At 59.4% G+C, this 21,621-nt stretch carries 11 protein-coding genes; 7 read left to right on the top strand and 4 right to left on the bottom strand.

What is annotated here, in order from left to right:
* Positions 1–192: 192 nt before the first annotated feature.
* Positions 193–3,282: a GH92 family glycosyl hydrolase gene (locus HMPREF9720_RS08390; protein WP_244989942.1), complete on the top strand. Its 3,090-nt coding sequence runs from the start codon at positions 193–195 to the stop codon at positions 3,280–3,282.
* 442 nt (positions 3,283–3,724) lie between these two features.
* Here HMPREF9720_RS08390 and HMPREF9720_RS08385 read toward each other — a convergent pair whose 3' ends face one another.
* The 4 genes from HMPREF9720_RS08385 to HMPREF9720_RS08370 all read right to left on the bottom strand — a co-directional run bounded on the left by HMPREF9720_RS08385 (position 3,725) and on the right by HMPREF9720_RS08370 (position 10,919).
* A complete protein-coding gene (locus HMPREF9720_RS08385; RefSeq protein WP_009597830.1) occupies positions 3,725–4,456 on the bottom strand; it encodes a GntR family transcriptional regulator in 732 nt (243 codons plus the stop codon).
* 271 nt (positions 4,457–4,727) lie between these two features.
* Entirely contained in the window at positions 4,728–6,329 is a 1,602-nt protein-coding gene (locus tag HMPREF9720_RS08380) for a sulfatase family protein (RefSeq protein ID WP_009597888.1), read from the bottom strand.
* A gap of 102 nt (positions 6,330–6,431) precedes the next feature.
* Positions 6,432–9,278 carry an outer membrane beta-barrel protein gene (locus tag HMPREF9720_RS08375; RefSeq protein ID WP_009597797.1) on the bottom strand — a complete coding sequence of 949 codons (2,847 nt, stop codon included), beginning with the start codon at positions 9,276–9,278 and terminating at the stop codon, positions 6,432–6,434.
* Positions 9,279–10,919 carry a ribulokinase gene (locus HMPREF9720_RS08370; RefSeq protein WP_009597872.1) on the bottom strand — a complete coding sequence of 547 codons (1,641 nt, stop codon included), beginning with the start codon at positions 10,917–10,919 and terminating at the stop codon, positions 9,279–9,281.
* Between the two features lie 94 nt (positions 10,920–11,013).
* Between HMPREF9720_RS08370 and HMPREF9720_RS08365 the strand changes: the two genes are divergently transcribed.
* The 6 genes from HMPREF9720_RS08365 (at position 11,014) to HMPREF9720_RS08340 (ending at position 21,621) form a co-directional block, all read left to right on the top strand.
* Complete coding sequence (locus tag HMPREF9720_RS08365) at positions 11,014–12,069, top strand: LacI family DNA-binding transcriptional regulator (protein WP_039940238.1); 1,056 nt, start codon at positions 11,014–11,016, stop codon at positions 12,067–12,069.
* Positions 12,070–12,147: 78 nt separating this feature from the next.
* On the top strand, positions 12,148–13,065 hold the full coding sequence (locus HMPREF9720_RS08360) for a dihydrodipicolinate synthase family protein (RefSeq protein WP_009597781.1): 918 nt from the start codon (positions 12,148–12,150) through the stop codon (positions 13,063–13,065).
* 19 nt (positions 13,066–13,084) lie between these two features.
* Positions 13,085–14,569: a sodium:solute symporter gene (locus HMPREF9720_RS08355; protein ID WP_009597873.1), complete on the top strand. Its 1,485-nt coding sequence runs from the start codon at positions 13,085–13,087 to the stop codon at positions 14,567–14,569.
* Between the two features lie 34 nt (positions 14,570–14,603).
* The gene (locus tag HMPREF9720_RS08350) at positions 14,604–16,379 is read left to right on the top strand and encodes an L-fucose isomerase (protein ID WP_009597776.1); all 1,776 of its coding nucleotides are present in this window, start codon (positions 14,604–14,606) and stop codon (positions 16,377–16,379) included.
* Positions 16,380–16,406: 27 nt separating this feature from the next.
* Positions 16,407–18,401, top strand: coding sequence for a conserved domain protein (locus HMPREF9720_RS14815; protein ID WP_009597801.1), 1,995 nt, complete (start codon positions 16,407–16,409; stop codon positions 18,399–18,401).
* An 82-nt stretch (positions 18,402–18,483) separates the two neighbouring features.
* The gene (locus HMPREF9720_RS08340) at positions 18,484–21,621 is read left to right on the top strand and encodes a SusC/RagA family TonB-linked outer membrane protein (RefSeq protein ID WP_039940237.1); all 3,138 of its coding nucleotides are present in this window, start codon (positions 18,484–18,486) and stop codon (positions 21,619–21,621) included.

The raw sequence follows: 21,621 nt of genomic DNA, 5'->3' as shown, positions 1-21,621 counted from the left end.
TAGGTAAACACCGGGCAGGCGACTGTTTCAGACGGCAGGGAAAGCGCATATGTACCTACAATAAAAACCATAAAGCAGCGGCAAATTCAACTTTTTCGGGCAAAAAAGAGCTGAAATTTGCATTTGCACGAAAATTTTGTTTATTTTACGCCAAAATTGTATGAACATTTAATCAACCAACAAACCCAAACCATGAGAAAAACATTGTTTTCGGGAATTGCAGCATGCCTTCTCGCCACGGCGGCAACGGCTGCGGAGCAATCTCCTTCGGTTATATGGACGGTGGGACAGGCCGACCGGTCGGCGTCCGAATTCGCACTGGCTCCGGACCGCTTCCGCGACTTCCTCGCCAACGATTTCGGCTATGAAGACAAATATTTCCTCGTCGGGCACTCCGTTCCCGCCGCCGATTTCCCCTACGTCCTGCCCGGACCTGCCGACACGTGGGGCGGCACATGGCCCACGTCGGGCTGGCGCACACATCAGATCAATATCCTCTTCGGACTGAAAGAGATTCCCTCCGACGGAACCTGCACGCTCGTCGTCGATCTGCTCGATTACGCCAAAAACTTCCTACCGCTGGTCAAGGTTTCGGTCAATACGCAGGACGCCAAGTTCCAGCTCGACGCTCCGGGACTCAGCGTCGCCGACCAGCGCAAGCCCAACCAGATGGAGAAGATCGTCGATACGCTGTCGATCACGGGCAACCTCGCCAAAGCGACGCCCCGCCGGCTCGAAATCCCGATCCGTCCCGGCGTACTCAAGGCCGGCGGCAACGAGGTGACGATCACCGTGCTGGAAGGCTCGTGGATACTTTTCGACCGTGTGAGCCTCGAAGGCCCTGCCGGCACGAACGTGGAACAGCCGCAGCAGCTCTTCATCCGCAACATCGAGGCCGCTCCCTATGAACTGGCCGACGGCAAACGACGCGTCCAGCCCCTGCTGGTCGATCTCGAATGGCTCGAAGGCGCACCCGCGCTCAGCGTCGAACTCGACGACAAAGAGATACTGAACCAACGCATCGAAACGGGCCGTTACCAGCTCGAAGCCCCGATGCCGCAGGTGAAGAAAGCCAAAAAGAGCGCTTACCGGATTCTTTGCGACGGCCGTGAAATAGCACGGGGCAGCGTCGTACGCACGCCGCAAACGCTCCAGACGCCGGCCGATTACGTGGATACGCGCATCGGCACGGCCCACTCGCGCTGGATGATCGCGCCGGGACCGTGGATGCCGTTCAGCATGGTCAAGATGAGCCCCGACAACCAGAATACGGGATGGCAGGCCGGCTACCAGCCCTCGTTCGAGAATATCGGCTGTTTCAGCCATATCCACGAGTGGACGCTCGGAGGACTGGGCATCATGGCCGCAAACGGCGAGCTGAAAACCCGCGTCGGCGACGAACAGAAGCCCGACGAAGGCTACCGCTCGCGCATCGACAAACGCACCGAGCGGGCCGATATCGGCTACTACAGCGCCGACCTGACCGACTACGGCATCAAGGCCGAAGTGACGGCCACGACGCGCTGCGGCTTCGAGCGTTTCACCTTCCCCGCAGACCGCGGCACGGGCCGTATCCTGATCGAGCTGCATCCCGAAACCGAGTACGGCATCCAGCTCAAAAACGTCTCGGTGAAGCGGGTCGGAGAGCGCCGCATCGAGGGTTCGTGCCACCAGTTCTCGCCGGGCGTATGGAGCCACGACGCCGATCAGGACTACGTACTGCACTTCGTCGTCGAATTCGACCGTCCGATCCTCCGCGTGGGCAGCTGGAAGGACGACGTCGTCGCCAACGACATCCGGGAGCTCAGCAGCGGCCCCTGCAAATACGCAGGCCTGTTCGTGGAGTTCGATCCCGTGCGGAATCCCGTCGTGCAGGTTCGTTCGGGCATCTCGCTCGTCAGCGTCGAAAACGCCGCGCAGAACCTCGCCGCCGAAGTCACCGAACCGTTCGGCTGGGATTTCGAAGCCGTACGCCGGAATCAGGTGGACACATGGAACGACCTGTTCAGCCGCCTGACTGTGAAGACCAACGACCGGCTCGAAAAGGTCCGTTTCTACAACAACATGTACCGTGCGATCTGCAGCCGCAATACGTGGAGCGACGTAAACGGCCAGTGGGTTTCGACCGACGGCAAAGTGCACACCGTGGCCGATCCCTCGGAAGACGTCATGCTGGGCTGCGACGCATTCTGGAACACGTTCTGGAACCTCAACCAGTTCTGGAACCTCGTGACGCCCGAATGGAGCAACCGCTGGGTCAATTCGCAGCTGGCGATGTACGACGCCAACGGCTGGCTGGCCAAAGGCCCCGCAGGCATGAACTACATTCCCGTCATGGTCGGCGAACACGAAATTCCGCTGATCGTCAGCGCATGGCAGATGGGCATCCGCGACTTCGACGCCAAGAAAGCGCTCGAAGCCTCGGTCAAGATGCAGACCACCCCGGCGCAGAAGGTATTCAAGGGCTTCGCCGGCAACCGCGACCTGACCGCCTACATGGAACACCACTACGTCCCCTACGACAAGGGCCGCTTCTCGAATACGATGGAATACTCCTACGACGACTGGACCGTAGGCCAGCTGGCCAAGGCGCTCGGCGACGAAGAGACCTACCGCACGTTCAACGACCGCGGCTACTGGTGGCGCAACGTCATCAGCGACGAGGGATACTGCCACATGCGCGACAGCAAGGGCCAATGGCTCGAAAACTTCGATCCCTTCCGCAGCGGCGCCAACCAGCACTACGTCGAAGGCAACGCATGGCAGCTCACCTTCTTCGTGCCGCAGGACGTCCCGGCGCTGGTCGAGAAGATCGGCAAGCAGCGCTTCACCGACCGCCTGCTCTGGGGCTTCAATCAGGACGAGGCGTGGCGTTACAACGCCCCGAACGACCAGTATTGGGACCACCCCGTCGTGCAGGGCAACCAGCAGTCGATGCACTTCGCATTCCTGTTCAACTACGCCGACACGCCGTGGAACACCCAGCGCTGGAGCCGCTCGATCCTCGACCGCTACTACGGTTACGGCATCGCCAACGCCTACCTCGGCGACGAGGATCAGGGACAGATGAGCGCATGGGCGATCATGACCTCGATCGGTCTGTTCCAGACCGACGGCGGATGCCGCGTGGATCCGGTTTACGAAATCGCCAGCCCGATTTTCGAAGAAGTGACGATCGACCTCGGCGAACGTTACGGCCGCGGCAAAAAGTTTACCGTCAAGGCCCACAACGCTTCGCGCAAAAACATCTACGTGCAGAGCGCCCGCCTGAACGGCAGATAGCTCGACACGTTCCACTTCCCGGCTTCGGAGCTGCTGCAGGGCGGGGAGCTGGTTCTCGAAATGGGACCCGAACCCAACAAGAGCTGGGGTCTGAAATAACCCCGGAGATACGGACAAGAATAAAGGCGGAACTATGTTCCGCCTTTATTCGTATTGTCTACCGGCCTGCTCCGCAGTCCATAACCTCCCTACGGAACGCCCCGCCGCAAAGACCGAGTCCGACACTCCGGACCGTCTTACAGACCAACCCTGCGCCCGGTCTGTCTCTGCACCGCCGGATTCAGCCATACCGGACACCGCCCCGCCGTTGCAGCCACACTGCCGTTTCGGCCGCATCCGACACCGATCCCGCTGTCTCGGCCGCGCCGCCATTTCAGCCGCGCACCGCAGACCTGCATCCTGCCGTCTCAGTTGCGCACCGCCGGGTTCAGCCGCCGCGCCGTCAATCGTTGGTGAACTCGATCGAATAGGTAAAGCTGTCGGCCCGGTAATAGCCGATGTTGTATTCGACGGGTTTGTCGTTTACGTCGAGCACGAAGCGCTTGCGCACGAGAATCGGCGCGCCTTCGCTGATGTCGAGCTTGTCGGCCAGATCGGGACTCGCCGCACGGGCATAGATCTGCTCGCGCGAAGTCTTGACGACGATGCCGTAATTCTTCTGCAGGTTCTCATACAGCGGCATGGCCATATCCTCCTCGCCCGTCATCGGAATCGCCGGATTGAAATAGGAGATGAAATAGACGAACGGCAGTCCCGGACGTCCGCGCAAACGCTCCAGACAGAGCAGTTTCGTTCCTTCGGGAGCGTTCAGAAACGCAGCCGCCTCCTGCGAAGGGTGTTTGCGGCTGATATGCAGTTCGAAATTCTGCACCACCATTCCCTGCGCGTGCATCTCCTGCGAAAAACTCATCCAGTTGCGGGCGTTGCTCATCACGTTCTGCGGCGCAACAGTCGTGCCGTAACCCTTCTTGCGGATAAGCAACCCTTCGAAAACCAGCCGGTTGATGGCCTGCCGAAGCGTATTGCGGGATATGTTCAGTTCTTTGGAGAGTTCCACCTCATTGGGCATCAGCTTGCCTTTTTTATACTCCTCCTGCTGAATCATTGTGCGCAGCAGCTCCTCCGCCTGCTGATGCAGCGGCTGGGTAGAGTTCGGGTCGAGTCGAAGTTTCATTGCGCTATTTATTATCGTAATACAAATATACGACATTTATTTGATTATACATAGTATGCACATGCGATATTTTCCGGCAGCGTCCATTCCGCAATACGACCGCAAATCGGGGACCGATAGCAAAATAGGAGCGTTTCAATGTACTCACATAAATACAGCGACCGGAACGACAGACAACATATACATGGAAACGTATTTTACGACCGGACATGAAGCAAGGACATCCGGAAAGGATTTTCCGGATGTCCTTATCAACCGACATGCAAACCAACTATCTGATTCCCAACTCGCCGCGTTTTTCGGCCAACAGCCGCGCCAGCTCCCGGCGGATAGGGAGGTATCCGCGCTCCTCGTAAACATTATGCACCTCGCAGGGGTCTTTCCGCAGGTCGTACAGCTCCCAGAAGTCGATATCGGGATCGCCGTCCGCCCCCGGACCGAACCAATGGATCAGCTTGTAACGATCGGTCCGGATGCCGTAATGCGCCCGTACGCTGCCGACGGCTGGGTAATCGTAATACTGGTAATAGAGCGACGTCCGCCAGCCGCGCGCCTTTCCGCTGCGGAACAGGGGTTGCAGCGAAACGCCGTCCATTCCGTCCGGGACCCCGACGCCGGCGGCGTCGAGCAGCGTCGGGGCATAGTCGATATTCTGCACCAGCTCCCGGCAGACCGTACCGGGACGGATATGCCCGCGCCACGCCATGATCAGCGGCGTGCGGAACGACTCCTCGTACATGAAACGCTTGTCGTAGAGACCGTGTTCGCCCAGCAGGAATCCCTGATCGGAGGTGTAGACGATCAGCGTGTTGTCCATCAGGCCGTTTTCCTCCAGATAGTCGAGCACCCGGCCGATCTGGTCGTCCACCGAACGGATCGTGCGGCAGTAATCGTGTATGTAACGCTGGTACTTCCAGCGCAGCAGCTCCTTCCCTTCGGGACGGTCGGCCAGAAAGTCCCGGTTCTTACGACCGTAGGAGTCGTCCCACACGCGGCGCTGTTCGGGCGTCAGCGTGCTCATGGCGATATCCCAGCTGTCGTGAATGTATTGCAGAGTCGGCTCGTCCTTCAGCTCCTCCACCTTGAAATCGAAGGCATATCCCATGTGGCGGTCGATCGTCAGCTGCTGCTGGCGCATCTGGTCGCCGCGCGTGGCGTAATCGTCGAAAAGGGTTTCCGGCTCCGGGAACTCGACATCCTCGTACAGATCGAGGTACTTCAGGTCGGCCATCCAGTTCCGGTGCGGGGCCTTGTGGTGGATCATCAGGCAGAAAGGCGCGTCGTCGTCCCGGCGCGCGTCGAGCCACGCCAAAGCGTGGTCGGTAATGATGTCGGTGGCGTATCCCTCCTGACGGACGTACCTGCCGCCGGTTTCGGGCGTGCGCATCACCGGATTGTAATACTCCCCCTGATCCCACAGCAGGTCGTAATGATCGAAGCCCTTGGGTTCGACGCTCAGGTGCCATTTGCCGAAGATCGCCGTCAGGTAGCCCTCGGCCCGGAGCAGTTCGGGGAAATGCACCAGCGTCGTATCCATAATGCCGTAGCTGAGCGTGGTCTGCCCGTGACGATGGCTGTACACGCCGGTCAGCAGGGTCGCCCGCGAAGGCGCCGAGATCGAGTTTTCGACGAACGCCTCGCGGAAAAGCATCCCTTCGCGCGCCAGCCGGTCGATATTGGGCGTCGGAGCCAGCCGCGAAATCGGATGCCCGTAGGCGCCGACGGTCTGATAAGCATGGTCGTCGGTCATGATATAGACGATATTGGGCCGCCCGGATTCCCTGCCGCCCGCCCCCTGCTGCGCGGCGCATGCCGCGGGAACGGCGGCCGCAACTCCGCAGAGGAGGGCCGGAGAGAGATGATTCTGCCTCATTTATTCTTACTTTATTTAAATGTATGAACAAATATAGCGATAAAATCCGGAAATACGACTCCGGCATCCGGTTTTTCGGTCGAAAAACTCTGATCGGCGTGTTTATTCCACCCCCTGCTGCAAGATGCGGGTCACGGCGGCTCCCTGACGCGGGAACAGGCGCAGGTTGTACGAGAACTGGGCGAGGAAATAGCGGCCCAGACCGAGGTTCGAGACGTTGCGGATGTAGGTGCCCGTCACCGTGCGGCGGAAAGTCGTGTCGTTCTGGTCGAAGAGATCATTGACGCCGACGGTCACCTCGCCCAGCCGCCTGCGGAAGAGTTTGCATCCGACCTGCAGGTTGCAGATCAGCCGCTCCTCGCGGAACGTGTCGGTGATTCCCTTGTAATAGTTGTAGTCGGCGCTGCCGCGCAGCACGATCCGCTGCCGCACCACGAAGTTCAGGTCGGCCGTGAGGTATTGGCTGACATAGACGTTGTCCACGGTCCGTATCTGCGAACTGTTGCGGCTCACGTTGTAATAGCCCGTATAGCCGATTTTGAAATCGACGCTCTCCGAGATGTTGCTCCCCAGCGTCAGCCCGGCGTCGTACGAATCCCCGTTCAGGCGGTTGCGCGTTCCGTTGATGACGCTCGGAATACGCCCGGTCGTAACTCCGGCCCTGACGTTGAGGTTGCTGCGCAGCCACCGCACCGGGAAACCGTAGCTGAGCGTCGTGCGCAGGTTCCAGTATCCCGGCAGATTGACCGGCCGCACGAACTGGTTGCCCTCCCCCAGCTCCGTGCCGTCGCCGTCGATGACGATGACGAAATGCGGCGAGTCGATCACCAGCGAATCGGCAATTGTATTGGGGCTGGCCGAAAACCGCACGGCAAACGTGAAGGTGCGGCCCTTGGCGGCGTTCGAACGGATATACTGCGCCGAAAGATCATGCGTATAGACGGGCTTCAACCCCGGATTTCCGGCAAAGACATGCTGCCGGTTGGTGGTATTGACGATGCTCTGGAGATCGGCGGCACGGGGATTCCGCGTGCGCGACGACGCATCGATCTTGAGCAGGTTGCTGCGATCGAAGTGGATGTTGCCCACCACGTTGTAGGTTATGTTGTCGAACGACGCCGAAGTCCTGTCCGGCACGGGCAGCGTGTAGTCGCCCCCGAAATCGACATGCTGGTAATAGACCGACGCCGCGACCTTGGTCTTCTTAAAAAGATACTGGTAGGAAAGCCCCGCACGCTGGGTCAGGTAGTCGTAATCGTAATCCGTAGACTGGCGCGGATCGGGTTCCGGGCCGAACATCCCGGTTTTATTGTCGAAAAGCACCGTCCGGCGGTTCACCCGGTTGGCGGCGTAAGTCACGCGGTAATCGGCGCTCATGCGCGAACGCCGGCCGAACGCATGGGTGTAGGCCGCGTTTCCGCTGACGTAATAGCCGGGCTGTTCCCGGTTCGTACGCGAAATATTGCGGGCGTCGTAATCGGTCGTATCGGCTTCGATGTCGTCCGGATCGCGGAAGGTATACTGCCGCGGCAGGCTGAACTGCTCCCCGCCGCTGTATCGGCCGCCGACGCCGAAAGTCAGGCTGCGCAGCTTGCTGCCCGGCAGCCGGTAACGGTAAATCAGGTTGTTGGAGACGTTGTACCCGAAATTGTCGTTGTGCGCGAAGTTGCGGCGGCGGTTCACGAAGCGGATGTCGTCGTCCGCGAATTTGTTGTCGGTACGGCTAAAGGTCTCGTTGTCGAGCAGGTAATCCTGCACGCTGAACGCCGTGCGCATCATCAGCGAATGGCGGTTGTTGAATTTGTAGTCGAAACGCGAATTGAAGCGGTGGTTGACATTTTCGATCCGCGCATCGGTCGCGCCGTCGTACAGCACCAGCTTTTCCGAAGAGGTGAAGGTCTGCCGGTCGGTCAGGCTTTCGTTGCGGTTGTCGGCCCGGTTGAAGAAATAGCTGGCCGTAATCTTGGCCTTTTCGCCCCACTCGTCGCTGTAGTTCGCCCCCACGGCCTGCACCGTCGAGACGCCGTCGAGCGGCCGCACCATGAAGTTGCCGCTGCCGCTGCGGGCGTTGGCCTGCCCCTGCTCCGTCGTCCCCAGAATATCCTCGGACGAGAAATTCTGCATATTGACATTGTTCACCAGCGCGATGACCGACAGCCGCCGCGCCCGGTCGAAGATATTGATATTGCCGCCGCCGATATATTTGTCGGGGATTCCGTACCCGGCGAACAGGCGGCCGAAAGCGCCGCGCCGCTTGTCGGGCTGCGTCACGATATTGATGGCCGTATAGCCGTCGCCGATGTCCACGCCCGTAAATTCCGACTGGTCGCCCTGCGAATTGTAGACGTCGATGCTTTCGACCATATCGGCCGGAATGTTGCGGACTGCCGACATCACGTCGTTGCCGAAAAATTCGCGCCCGTCCACGAACACCCGCTGCACGGTCCGGCCCTGCGCTTCGATAACGCCGTCGGCCACCTCCAGCCCCGGCATCTTGCCGATCAGCGCCCCGGCGTCGGCTCCGAACGTGACTTTGTAGGCCGAGGCCCGGTAGCTCAGCGTATCGCCGCGAATCGACGACCTCAGTGCCGGCACCTCCAGCACCACGCTCTCGATCGCTTCGGCGCCGGGCGACATCTCCAGCGTTCCGAGATCGGTTTTCCCGCCCGAAGTCCGCAGCTCGCGCTCCAAAGCCTCGTATCCGAGCGAAGTCACGCGCAGCCGCCACGCCCCGGCCGGCACACGCTGCAACAGCGCCGCCCCGTCAATGTCGGAAGCCGCATAAAACGGAGTCCGGGCGGTATCGGCCTGCGAGCGCAGTTCGGCCACGGCCCCGACGACCGGTTCCCGCGTAACGCGATCGACCAGACGCAGGTGCAGCGTGCCGTTCTGCGCCGACACGCTCCACACGCCCGCGAGGGCCGCCAGCAGGAAAAACCGCTTCGTCATTTAACGCGCTGCTCCGAGTTTCAGATAACGCGCATAAAGATAATCATAAATTGCATGCCGTTCCATATCGGGACGATATTCGGCCGAAAAACCGGGGCGCATAGCCTGCTGCGCTTCGGCAACCGACCCATGAATGCCCGCCGCAACGGCCGCGAACATCGCAGCCCCCAGCGCACAGGCCTGATCGCTGTCCAGCACCCGGATCGGCATGCCCATCACGTCGGCCATCGTGCGCATCACGAAAGAAGATTTGCGCGCGATGCCTCCGATAGCGATGATGTTGTCGATCGGCACCCCCTCTTCGAGCATCCGCTCGTTGATGGCGCGGGAACCGAAAGCCGTCGCTTCGACCAACGCCTTGAAGACAGCCGGAGCGGAGGTCGCCAGCGTCAGGCCGTCGATCGCTCCGTGCACGCGGGGGTCCGCATCCGGTGTCCGGCGTCCGTTGTGCCAGTCGAGCGCGACCGGATCTCCGGTCGTCAGCGGCAGCGATTCGGCCTCGGCCGTCAGCTCGCCGAGTATCCGCTCCTCAAGAGTTTCGTCCCCCTGCGCGATCCGGCTCAAGGGCCACGCCATGATCCGCCGAAACCAAGCATAGATGTCGCCGAAAGCAGCCTGTCCGGCTTCGAATCCGACATATCCGGGCAGTACCGAGCCGTCGACCTGACCGCAGATGCCCCGTACGACACGGTCCCCGACTTCGCCGTAGGTACCGACCACGATGTCGCAAGTCGAAGTCCCCATCACCTTTACCAAGGTTCCGGGAACGATTCCCGCCCCGACAGCGCCCACATGACAGTCGATAGCTCCCACGCCGACTGCAATCCCCGGCCGCAGTCCCAACCGTGCGGCCCATTCGGGGCATAACCCGCCGATACATTCGTCACCGGTAACGGTCCGGGTATAGAGATGCCCGCGGAAAATATCCAGCAGCGGATCGACCGCCGAGAGGAATTCGGGCGACGGGAGACCGCCCCACGACTCATGCCACATCGCCTTGTGCCCTGCCGCACAACGGCTTCGGGCAATGGTTTCGGGCTTCGTGTCGCCCGTCAGCAGTGCACATATCCAATCGCAGTGCTCGACCCACGAACAGGTTTTCGCACGCAATGCGGGATCGCTGCGCAGGCAGTGCAGCATCTTCGCCCACACCCATTCGCAGGAGTAGGCGCCACCGCTGTAACGGGTATAATCGACCTCCCAGCGTTTCGCCAGATCGTTTATCTCATCCGCTTCGGCCAATGCCGTATGGTCTTTCCAAAGCACGAACATCGCATCGGGATTTTCGGCGTATTCGGGCAGCAGGGCCAGCGGAACGCCCCGCTCGTCGGTCAGCGCCGGCGTCGAAGCGGTCGTGTCGAAAGAGATGCCGCAGATATTGTCCGCCACCTCTTTGCCGCACTTTTCCAACGCACTGCGCACGCACTGCTCCAAAGATTCGATATAGTCCAGCGGATGCTGACGGTAGCGATTCAGGGAGGGATCGCAGTAAAGCCGCTCTTTCCAGCGGGGATACGCCGCCACCGCCGATGCGATTTCCGCCCCGTCGGCCGTGCCGACAATCAGGCAGCGCACCGAATCGCTGCCGAAATCGACTCCTATTACATACTTGGTCTGAGTTTGCATATCACGTCGCAGCATAAAAAAATCGCAAAAAATTTGTTTGTTAAAACGTTTTAATTACCTTTGCAAAGGTAAGAGAATTTCCGGGATATCACAAAAAATCGCAAAAAATATGCGGACACGCAAAGTAACCATAAAGGACATAGCCACCGAAGCGGGCGTTTCGATCGCACTGGTGTCATTCGTCATGAACAACAAAGCCGACGGCAAGGGCACCTACCGCGTCAACAAAGAGACGGCGCAACGGATTCTGGAGGTCGCCGAAAAGCTTAACTACCAGCCCAACAATGCGGCACGCACGCTTCGCAGCGGCAAGACGAACACCATCGGGGTAATCGTATCGGACATCTCCAACAAGTTTTTCGCCGACATCGCCCGCTGCATCGAAGACCGCGCATATAAACATAAGTATACCGTATTGTTCGGCAGTACGGACGAAAATCCGCAGAAACTCGAAAACCTGATCGAGGTTTTCCGCAACAAGGGCATCGACGGACTGATCATCGTCCCCTGCGAAGGTGCCGATGAAATTATCCGCAATGTCGCCCTGCAGAATATCCCCGTCGTACTGCTCGACCGCGAAGTGCCGGACACCGAACTGAGCAGCGTCGTACTCAACAACCGGCGCGCCGGCGTCGAAACCACTCAGGCGCTGATCCGTCAGGGTTTCACGCGGATCGAAATGATCTCCTATTCGATGAACCTGTCCAACATCAGGGAGCGCGAAGAGGGCTACCGCTTCTGCATGACGGAAGCCGGCCTGAGCGACCGGATCAACATCCATCACCTGCGTCACGACAAACTCGGCAAAATCGACGAGATCGTCCGCGATGCGAAGATGCGCAATGTCGAAGCGTTCGTATTCGCCACCAACACATTGGCCGCCAACGGACTGACAGCCATTTTCCGCAACGGCTGGCGCGTTCCGCAGGACTTCGCCATGGCCTGTTTCGACAGCAACGAAGCCTTCGACATCTACAAAACGGCCGTCGCCTACGTGCGGCAGCCGATCGAACAGTTCGGCACGGAAGCCCTCGACCTGCTGATCAAGAATATCGAACAGAAAGACCAGCCGATCAACAGCATCCGCATCGTACTGACGCCCGAAATCGTCGAGAGCGGCATACCCGGCCGGGAAACGGAAATTTCGCAACTTATCGAGGAATGACCCCTCTTTTTGCCGATTGGCTAAAACGATTTACAATAAAATATACGAATCAACTAAAAATCGCTAAACCCCTTCACCATGCACCCTACCAAACTTCAGGGCATCATTCCCCCGATGATTACCCCGCTCAAGGGCGACGACGAACTCGACCGCGAAGGCGCCGTACGCCTTACAGAACACCTCGTCGCCGGCGGAGCCCACGCCATTTTCCTGCTCGGCACGACGGGCGAAGCCCAGAGCCTGACCTACCGGCTGCGTTATGAATTCGTCGAACTGGTATGCCGTCAGGTCGCAGGACGCGTACCCGTGCTGGTCGGCGTCACCGACACCGCCTTCATCGAAAGCATCCGGCTCGCGGAACATGCCGCCAAATGCGGCGCCGTCGGCGTCGTGGCCGCCCCGCCCTACTATTTCGCCCCCTCGCAGCAGGAGCTGATCGAATACTACACGGCGCTTGCCGACGCCCTGCCTCTACCGCTCTACCTCTACAACATGCCGTCGCACGTCAAGGTCTTCCTCGAACCGGCGACCGTCAAGACGCTGGCCAACCATCCGAACATTGTCGGACTGAAAGACAGCTCGGCCAACATGACCTACTTCCAGACACTCCTCTACCACTTGGGGGACAATCCCGACTTTTCACTTTATGTCGGGCCCGAAGAACTGACGGGCGAATGCGTCCTGCTCGGCGCCGACGGCGGCGTGAACGGCGGCGCAAACATCTTTCCCGAACTCTACGTTGCCATGTACGACGCCGCATGCGCCCACGACATCGCCCGCGTCCGCGAAATCCAGCGCCGCATCATGCAGATCAGCACATCGGTCTATACCGTCGGAAAATACGGATCGAGTTACCTGAAAGGCGTCAAATGCGCACTTTCGCTGCTGGGCGTCTGCGACGACTACCTCTCGTACCCCTACCGGAAATTCCGCACCGAGGAGCGCGCCCGGATTCGTCAGGCACTCGAAGCGCTGGGCGCCAACTGCAACGTATAACCCATAACAACCAACCCTCATGGAGATAACCTTACTCGATTACCTCGTATTTTTCATCTTCGTCGGCGGCGTCGCCCTCTTCGGCTGCAGCTTCTACTTCCGCAGCCGCAAAGGCGCGGCCGCATTCACCGCCGCCGAAGGATCGCTGCCGACATGGGTCGTGGGCATGTCGATTTTCGCCACGTTCGTCAGCAGCATCAGTTTTCTCGGCCTGCCCGGCGACGCCTACAAAGGCAACTGGAATCCCTTTGTATTCAGTCTCTCGATTCCTATCGCCACATGGCTGGCCGCCAAGGTATTCATTCCCCTCTACCGCAGCGTAAACAGCGTCTCGGCCTACCACTACCTCGAAATGCGTTTCGGCTACTGGGCGCGCTGCTACGTGGCGGTCTGCTACCTGCTGACGCAGCTGGCGCGCATCGGCTCGATCCTGCTGCTGCTGGCCCTGCCCCTCAACACGATGTTCGGCTGGGACATCCAGACCATCATCATCTGCACGGGAATCGCCACCCTGATCTACACGCTGCTGGGCGGTATCGCCGCCGTGGTCTGGACCGACGCCATACAGGGCATCATCCTGATCGTGGGTGCCCTCGCCTGCGCCGCGATCCTTACCTTCACCATGCCCGAAGGCCCCGGACAGCTGTTCGAAATCGCCGCAGCACACGGCAAATTCAGCCTCGGCAGTTTCTCGCTGTCGCTGACCGAACCGACCTTCTGGGTAGTGCTGATCTACGGCCTTTTCGTCAATATGCAGAACTACGGCATCGACCAGAACTACGTACAGCGCTATATGACCACCAAATCGACGGCCGAAGCCGTGAAATCGACACTCTTCGGCGGTCTGCTCTACATCCCCGTCTCGCTCGTCTTCGTCTACATCGGCACGGCGCTCTTTTCCTACTATACGGCCCGGCCCGAACTGCTTCCCGCCGGCACGCCGTCCGATCAGGTCTTCCCGTGGTTCATCGTCCACGGACTGCCCACCGGACTGACCGGACTGGTCGTCGCATCGCTCTTCTCGGCCGGCATGTCTACCGTCGCCACGAGCATCAACTCCTCGGCGACCATCGTACTGACCGACTTCGCCAAACGGCTCTCGAAAAAGGAGCTTACCGAAAAGCAGAATATGGGTACGCTCTACGCCACCTCGTTCGTCGTCGGCACGCTCGGCATCGTCGTCGGGCTGCTGATGATGCGCATCGACGGCGTGCTGGACGCATGGTGGAAGCTGGCGTCGATCTTCAGCGGCGGCATGCTCGGACTGTTCCTGCTGGGCGTGGTCTGCAAGACCGTGCGCCGGGTCCACGCGGTCGTCGCCGTGATCCTCGGACTGCTGACCATCGCGTGGATGAGTCTCTCGCCGCTGATCAACGAAGGTTCGCCCTTCTACCGTTTCCACAGTCCGCTGCACACCTACCTGACGATCGTCTTCGGCACGACGGTCATCTTCCTCACCGGCTTCCTGCTCACGACCCTGAACCGCCGCCGAGAAGCCGAATAGCCGACACGAACAAACAATCTGAAAAACACAGAATATGACCACTTCACACCCTAAAATCGGCATCCGTCCGATCATCGACGGCCGCCGCGGCGGAATCCGCGAATCGCTCGAAGCAATGACCATGGGCATGGCACAGCGCGTAGCGCGTCTCTACAGCGAAGAACTCCGTTATTCGGACGGTTCGCCCGTCGAATGCGTCATCGCCGACACCACGATCGGCGGGGTCGCCGAAGCCGCGGCCTGCACCGACAAATTCCGCGACAGCAATGTAGGCGCCGTCCTTTCGGTCACCCCTTGCTGGTGCTACGGCGCCGAAACCATCGACATGGACCCGCTCACCCCCAAAGCCATCTGGGGTTTCAACGGCACGGAGCGTCCGGGCGCCGTTTATCTGGCTTCGGCACTGGCCGGGCACAACCAAAAGGGATTGCCCGCCTTCGGCATCTACGGCCGCGACGTACAGGATATGGACGACGATACGATTCCCGCCGACGTACGCGAAAAACTCTTGCGTTTCGGCCGCGCCGCCGTCGCGGTCATGCAGATGCGGGGCAAATCCTATCTCTCGATCGGCTCGGTGTCGATGGGTATCGCAGGTTCTATGCCCGACCCCGATTTCTTTCAGGAGTACCTCGGCATGCGCAATGAAGCGGTAGACTGCTCGGAGATCGAACGCCGCATCGAACTGGGCATCTACGACAAGGAGGAATTCGCCCGCGCCATGGAGTGGGTCGAGAAATACTGCAAGCCCAACGAAGGCAGCGACTGCAACCCCGCACATCTGGTCTATTCGCGCGAACAGAAAGACGTCGTCTGGGAATATGTCGTAAAGATGACACTCATCTTCCGTGACCTGATGCACGGCAATCCGAAGCTGGCCGAAATGGGATTCGAAGAGGAGGCCATGGGACACAACGCCATTGCAGGCGGATTCCAAGGGCAGCGCCAGTGGACCGACTTCCGACCCGACGGCGACTTCCCGGAAGCGATCCTCAACTCGTCGTTCGACTGGAACGGCATCCGCGAAGCCATCACCTTCGCTACGGAAAACGACACGCTCAACGGCGCTTCGATGCTCCTGCTGCACCTGCTGACCAACCGGGCGCAGCTCTTCGCCGACGTACGCACGTTCTGGTCCCCCGAAGCCGTCGAGCGCGTCACGGGCCGCCGGCTCACGGGCCGCGCCGCAGGAGGCATCATCCACCTCATCAATTCGGGTTCCTGCACGCTCGACGCGACAGGACAGCAGTCCGATGCGGCGGGCAATCCCGCAATGAAGCCATTCTGGGAGATATCCGACAAAGAGGCGGAAGCATGTCTCCAAGCCACGACATGGTACCCGGCAGGACGCGAATACATGCGCGGCGGCGGATTCTCGTCGCACTTCCTCACCCGCGGCGAAATGCCGATGACCATGTGCCGTCTGAATCTCGTGAAAGGACTCGGCCCCGTATTGCAGATCGCCGAAGGCTGGGCCGTCAACGTCGATAACGAGACTTTCGAGATCATCAACAAGCGCACCGACCGCACGTGGCCGACGACATGGTTCGCCCCCCGCCTGACAGGCCACGGCGCTTTCCGCGACGTCTATTCGGTGATGAACAACTGGGGAGCCAACCACGGCGCCATCAGTTTCGGACACGTCGGCGCCGACCTCGCCACGCTGGCCGCGATGCTCCGCATTCCGGTAGCCATGCACAACCTCGACGCCGACCGGCTCTTCCGCCCCTCGGCATGGGGCGCCTTCGGCTCCGACCCGGAAGGTTCTGACTATCGCGCCTGCGCGACCTACGGACCGATCTACAAATAACGACCGACACACCTAAAAACCGCAACCATGACCATCAGAAAACTTCTAACGCTCACCGTCTGCACGGCACTCCTCGGCTGTTCGGACGACCCGGAGCAAACGCAGCAGGTTCCCCCGACGACAGGATTCGGCAACCGGCTTTCGGGGCTTACGGCGATCATTCCGGAGGCAGGCGTCACGGATAAAAGTTCGACGACGCGAACCGGCGTCGCTGAAACCGGAGCGACCGTCTGGCTCATCGACGATGCCATTACCGTCACCGACGGCCTGCACGCCGGCACATTCGACGTCGCAACCGGCATCGGCACCGCAACCGGAAAATTCAATGGTTCGCTCGATTTCGAACAAACGCCCCTTTACGCCGTCTATCCTGCCGTAAGTGCCATGAACGGATTTATTGCTCCGATCGTCATCAGCACCATGCAGAACGCCCGGACGGCAGGCGCCAACAACATCATGACCGCCCGGTGCGAAGAGGTCAAAGCGGCCAGCGAATCGCAGTTCGTTTTCCGCAAAAAGGCCGCCACGGCGCAGCTCTCGTTCGACTTCACCTCCGAAGGAAAATACGCTTCCGAAAAGGTCAATTCCATCAAGATTACGGCCGAAGGCGTAAATTTCGCGGGTGCATGCGACTTCGACCTGACCGATCCCGACGCTCAGCTCCGGGGATCGTCCAACAGCATCACCTACACGTTCAACGAAGCCCCGTCGCTGGCCGATAAAATCGAATTTACCATCGGCCTCGCTCCCTGCGACCTGACGCAGGCCGCCAACATGTATTATCTCGTCAGCACGGACCGCTACACGTTTCTTTTCAACAAACGGCCCGCCCAGTCCAGTCCGGAAGGAAGCGCCATCTCCGTTTCGCTTCCGCTCGATCAGTTCACGGCGACCGACAGCGAGACTCCCGCGGAAGGAGAAGTCAAGATCACCCACGAACTCCCGGCGCTCAACCTCAGCGCACAGGGAACGGCCAACTGTTACATCGTCGACAAGGAGGCGCGGTGCAGTTTCGATGCGACCGTAATGGGCAACGGCGGCGAAGGCATTATCCCCGGCGGCAGCTTCACCGACTACCTCGGCAATCCGCTCACGGCACCGGCGACAATCGCCCCCGTCTCGGCCGAACTGCTGTGGGAGACGACCGACGGACTGATCTCGGAACTGGTACTCAGCGACGGCATCGTCTCGTTCAACACCTCGGCCGGCAAGGGCAACGCCCTCATCGCGGTCAAGGACCAGCAGGGCCGCATCATGTGGAGCTGGCATATCTGGTGTACGGACCTCCCCGCCGATCAGGTTTACATGGCCAATAAATACGGCAACAGCTATACCTTCATGGACCGCAGTCTGGGCGCCACATCGGCGCTGGACGACACCGGTTCGCTGGGCATGTCCTACCAATGGGGACGCAAGGACCCGATCCCCGGCTCGTCGAAATTCTACGACATGACCGAACCGACCCTCTACGGATCTGTAACCAAGGTGAGCGTCGCCGCTTCCGACGCATCCACCGGAACGATCGCCAATGCGATCCAGAATCCCGTAACCTTCCTCAAGGCGGCGGACTGGCTTTTCGCCGGACGCAACAACTACCTCTGGGGCAATCCGCAGGGCGAGGAGGGGCTGACCGCGACTCATCAAAAGTCGATCTACGACCCGTGTCCCCCCGGCTACAGGATTCCGGGCAAGGATGCCTTCTCGATCTTCACGAAAACGGGAGAAAACACCACCGACCCAGCTCAACACAACGTCGTAAACACAAGTCCGACCAAACGCGGATGGTATCTCTACTACGCAGCCACGGGTTCGGGCGAGCAGGCATGGTTCCCCTACAACGGGTGCCGCTACTACAGCTCCGGCGCACTGAACCGCGGTTCGTTCTACTATTACTGGACCTCGGCTCCCTCCGCCGGAACGAAGAGCTGCTGTCTGGCATTCAAGAACGACTGGAAAGAGGTCGATCCGCTCTACACCTTCCAGCGCGGAAATGCCCAAACAATCCGCTGCGTCAAGGAATAACGACCGGAAGCATTCCCTGCGCAGACAGGATATCTGCGCAGGGAACGAACCGGCAAAGCAAAAACCTAAAAAACCAAACAAGATGATTCGTATATATAATGCACTGCGCCGCAACTTACGGCTCTGGCTGATTCTCCCCGTACTCTTCGCGGGGATGGCGGGACCTGCCGGGGCGCAGACCAAAGGACATAAGGTCGTCGGCACCGTAATGGGTCCCGACAGCCTGCCGCTGCAAGGAGCCACCGTCATCATTAAAGAGGTGAACCGGGGCGCCGTATCCGATTCGAAAGGACGTTACGTCCTTTCGAACGTACCGCCGACCGCAAGTCTCGTGTTCTCTTTTCTGGGCATGGTGTCGCAGGAAGTTCCCGTAGGTCAGAAAACCGAGATAAACGTCGTGCTGACCGCCACCGACGCCCGTCTCGACGAAGTCGTGGTCGTCGGCTACAGCGAAGTGAAATACAAGGACCTGACGGGCAGCGTGGGACGCGCCAACGTCGGCGACATGCTCAAAACCGACGCCGGCAACATCGGCGAAGCCTTCGCGGGCCGCGTAGCCGGCGTGCAGGTAACTTCGAACGAAGGCATGCCCGGCGAGGAGATGAATATCGTCATCCGCGGCAGCAACTCCATCACGCAGTCCAACTCGCCGCTCTACGTCATCGACGGTTTCCCGCTGGAAGATACCTCGATGGGTGCCCTCAACCCCTCGGACATCGCTTCGATCAGCATTCTCAAAGACGCTTCAGCAACCGCGATATACGGAGCCCGCGCGGCCAACGGCGTGGTGATCATCACCACCAAACTGGGCACTCCCGGAACGACGAAGGTGACTTTCGACGCAAGCTGGGGATTCGCTCAGATATCCAAGAAAATCGACCTGATGAACGCCTATGAGTTCGTTACGCTCCAGCAGGAGATCATGACCGAAGCCGACTTCAACAAAACCTATCTGGGCGAAGGGGGCACGATCGAGGATTACCGCAACGTAAAGAGCATCGACTGGCAGGATCAAATCTTCCGGACGGCTCCCGTACAGAAGTACTCGGTCAATCTGTCGGGCGGCAACCGCTCCACGCGGTTCAGCACGACGCTTTCCATGCTCGATCAGGACGGCATCATCAAAAATTCGAATTACAGCCGCTATCAGGGCCGCGCCACGATCGACCACCGCTTCGCCAAGAAATGGCACGTACAGGCGACGGCAAACTATTCGCGTATCCTGCAGACCGGCGACTCTCCTTCGCAGACCAACTACACGGGCAGCGCCAACCTGCTGCCCAACGTATGGAGCTACCGTCCGTTCGTGTCGGTCGGCGACGACGACCTGATCAACGAGTGGGTCGATCCCTCGATCAACCCGTCGCAGGATTTCCGGGTAAACCCGATCTACATCGTTTCGGACGAATACCGCAAACGCATCAACAACTATTTCAGGGCCAATGCCTATGTCGAATACGAAATCATCAAAGACTTGAAGCTCAAAGTCATGGGCGGATTCCTGACGGACGATTATTCGAATGAGCAATTCAACGGTTCGCGTTCGCGCACGGGTAACAAATACCGTTCGGACGGAGTCAACGCATCGGTGCAGAACAAATCGACCCAACAGTGGGTCAACGAAAACACCCTGACCTACAAGACCGCCTTCGACAAGGACGAAAAGCACAAATTCGACATTCTCTTGGGACAGACCATGCAGGGCAGCCGCTACAAAAATACCTACATGAAGGCCACGCATATTCCCAACGAGCATCTGGGCATCAACGGATTCGGCGAAGGCTCCCCGGTGGTTTCGACCTACAATTCGGCGGAATGGACCCTGATGTCGTTCCTGTCGCGCATCAACTACAACTACGACAACCGGTATTACTTCACGGCGACGTTCCGTGCCGACGGCTCTTCGAAGTTCGCCAAGAACAACCGCTGGGGTTACTTCCCCTCGGCCTCGGCCGCATGGAACATCTCCAACGAGAAGTTCCTCAGTCAGAACAAGGTCGTCTCCAACCTGAAACTCAGGGCCAGCTGGGGACAGACGGGCAACAACCGCGTTTCGGAATACGCATACCGGACGCAGATGTACGCCACGGAGGGGTCGGAGTACCCGTTCGACAACAGCAACACCACGGGCAACATCATCGTCAATCTGGGCAACCGGAATCTCAAATGGGAAACCACCACGCAGTGGGATGCGGGAGTCGATCTGGGACTGTTCCGCAACCGGCTTACGATCGCCGTGGACTGGTACCGCAAGATTACCTCCGACCTGCTGCTGTCCGCCGACATTCCGCCTTCGTCGGGCTTCTCCACCAACACCATGAATATCGGAAAAGTCCGGAATCAGGGCTGGGAATTCACGCTCCAGACCGAGAATTTCAACACGAAAAACTTCCGCTGGACGACCGATTTCAACATCGCCTTCAACCGCAACAAGGTGCTGGCGCTGTCGCACAATCAGGAGAGCATCGTCAATGTCATCTCCTACAACAACGCCTATATCACCAAAATCGGCAAGCCGATGGGCATGCTTTACGGCTATATCTACGAAGGGACTTACAAATACGACGACTTCGACAACGTCGACGGCAAATGGGTCCTCAAAGCCGACATTCCCGACAACGGCACCGGCCGTTCGGGCGTGCAGCCGGGCGACGCGCGCTTCCGCGACATCAACGGCGACGGCACGGTCAATGCCGACGACTGTACGATCATCGGACGCGGACAGCCGTTGCACACGGGAGGTTTCAACAACACCTTCGAATTCTTCGGCTTCGACCTGAACGTCTTTTTCCAATGGAATTACGGCAATGACATCCTCAACGCCGCGCGCACGCAGTTCGTACGCGGCAAATCGGAGGTCGGCTACAACCGCTGGAAGGAGTACTGCGGACGCTGGACTCCCGAAAATCCGATGAGCGACATTCCGCGCGTGGGCGGCTGGGGTTCCTCCCAGTATTCGACCTTCGAGGTGGAGGACGGCTCGTTCCTGCGCCTGAAAAACCTCTCGTTAGGCTATACCCTGCCCTCCAAGATCACCAAGAAATTCTTCGTCCAGAAGCTGCGGGTCTACTTCTCGGCGCAGAATCTGGTGACATGGAGCAACTATTCGGGTTACGACCCCGAAGTTTCGACCAAAAATACGGCGCTCACTCCCGGATACGACTGGTCGGCCTACCCGCGCTCACGCGTCTACAACTTCGGAATCAACGTCGTATTCTAA

Origin of the sequence: Alistipes sp. HGB5 (assembly GCF_000183485.2) — a bacterium.
GTDB classification, from domain to species: domain Bacteria; phylum Bacteroidota; class Bacteroidia; order Bacteroidales; family Rikenellaceae; genus Alistipes; species Alistipes finegoldii.
Note: the sequence above shows the minus strand (reverse complement) of the source record. Positions and strands in the feature narration are given on the sequence as shown.

What these genes read in the sequence shown, in the direction of transcription:
- HMPREF9720_RS08390 (WP_244989942.1), top strand. Translation starts at nt 193, where the DNA reads ATGAGAAAAACATTGTTTTCGGGAATTGCAGCATGCCTTCTCGCCACG.
- HMPREF9720_RS08385 (WP_009597830.1), bottom strand. Translation starts at nt 4,456, where the DNA reads ATGAAACTTCGACTCGACCCGAACTCTACCCAGCCGCTGCATCAGCAG.
- HMPREF9720_RS08380 (WP_009597888.1), bottom strand. Translation starts at nt 6,329, where the DNA reads ATGAGGCAGAATCATCTCTCTCCGGCCCTCCTCTGCGGAGTTGCGGCC.
- HMPREF9720_RS08375 (WP_009597797.1), bottom strand. Translation starts at nt 9,278, where the DNA reads ATGACGAAGCGGTTTTTCCTGCTGGCGGCCCTCGCGGGCGTGTGGAGC.
- HMPREF9720_RS08370 (WP_009597872.1), bottom strand. Translation starts at nt 10,919, where the DNA reads ATGCTGCGACGTGATATGCAAACTCAGACCAAGTATGTAATAGGAGTC.
- HMPREF9720_RS08365 (WP_039940238.1), top strand. Translation starts at nt 11,014, where the DNA reads ATGCGGACACGCAAAGTAACCATAAAGGACATAGCCACCGAAGCGGGC.
- HMPREF9720_RS08360 (WP_009597781.1), top strand. Translation starts at nt 12,148, where the DNA reads ATGCACCCTACCAAACTTCAGGGCATCATTCCCCCGATGATTACCCCG.
- HMPREF9720_RS08355 (WP_009597873.1), top strand. Translation starts at nt 13,085, where the DNA reads ATGGAGATAACCTTACTCGATTACCTCGTATTTTTCATCTTCGTCGGC.
- HMPREF9720_RS08350 (WP_009597776.1), top strand. Translation starts at nt 14,604, where the DNA reads ATGACCACTTCACACCCTAAAATCGGCATCCGTCCGATCATCGACGGC.
- HMPREF9720_RS14815 (WP_009597801.1), top strand. Translation starts at nt 16,407, where the DNA reads ATGACCATCAGAAAACTTCTAACGCTCACCGTCTGCACGGCACTCCTC.
- HMPREF9720_RS08340 (WP_039940237.1), top strand. Translation starts at nt 18,484, where the DNA reads ATGATTCGTATATATAATGCACTGCGCCGCAACTTACGGCTCTGGCTG.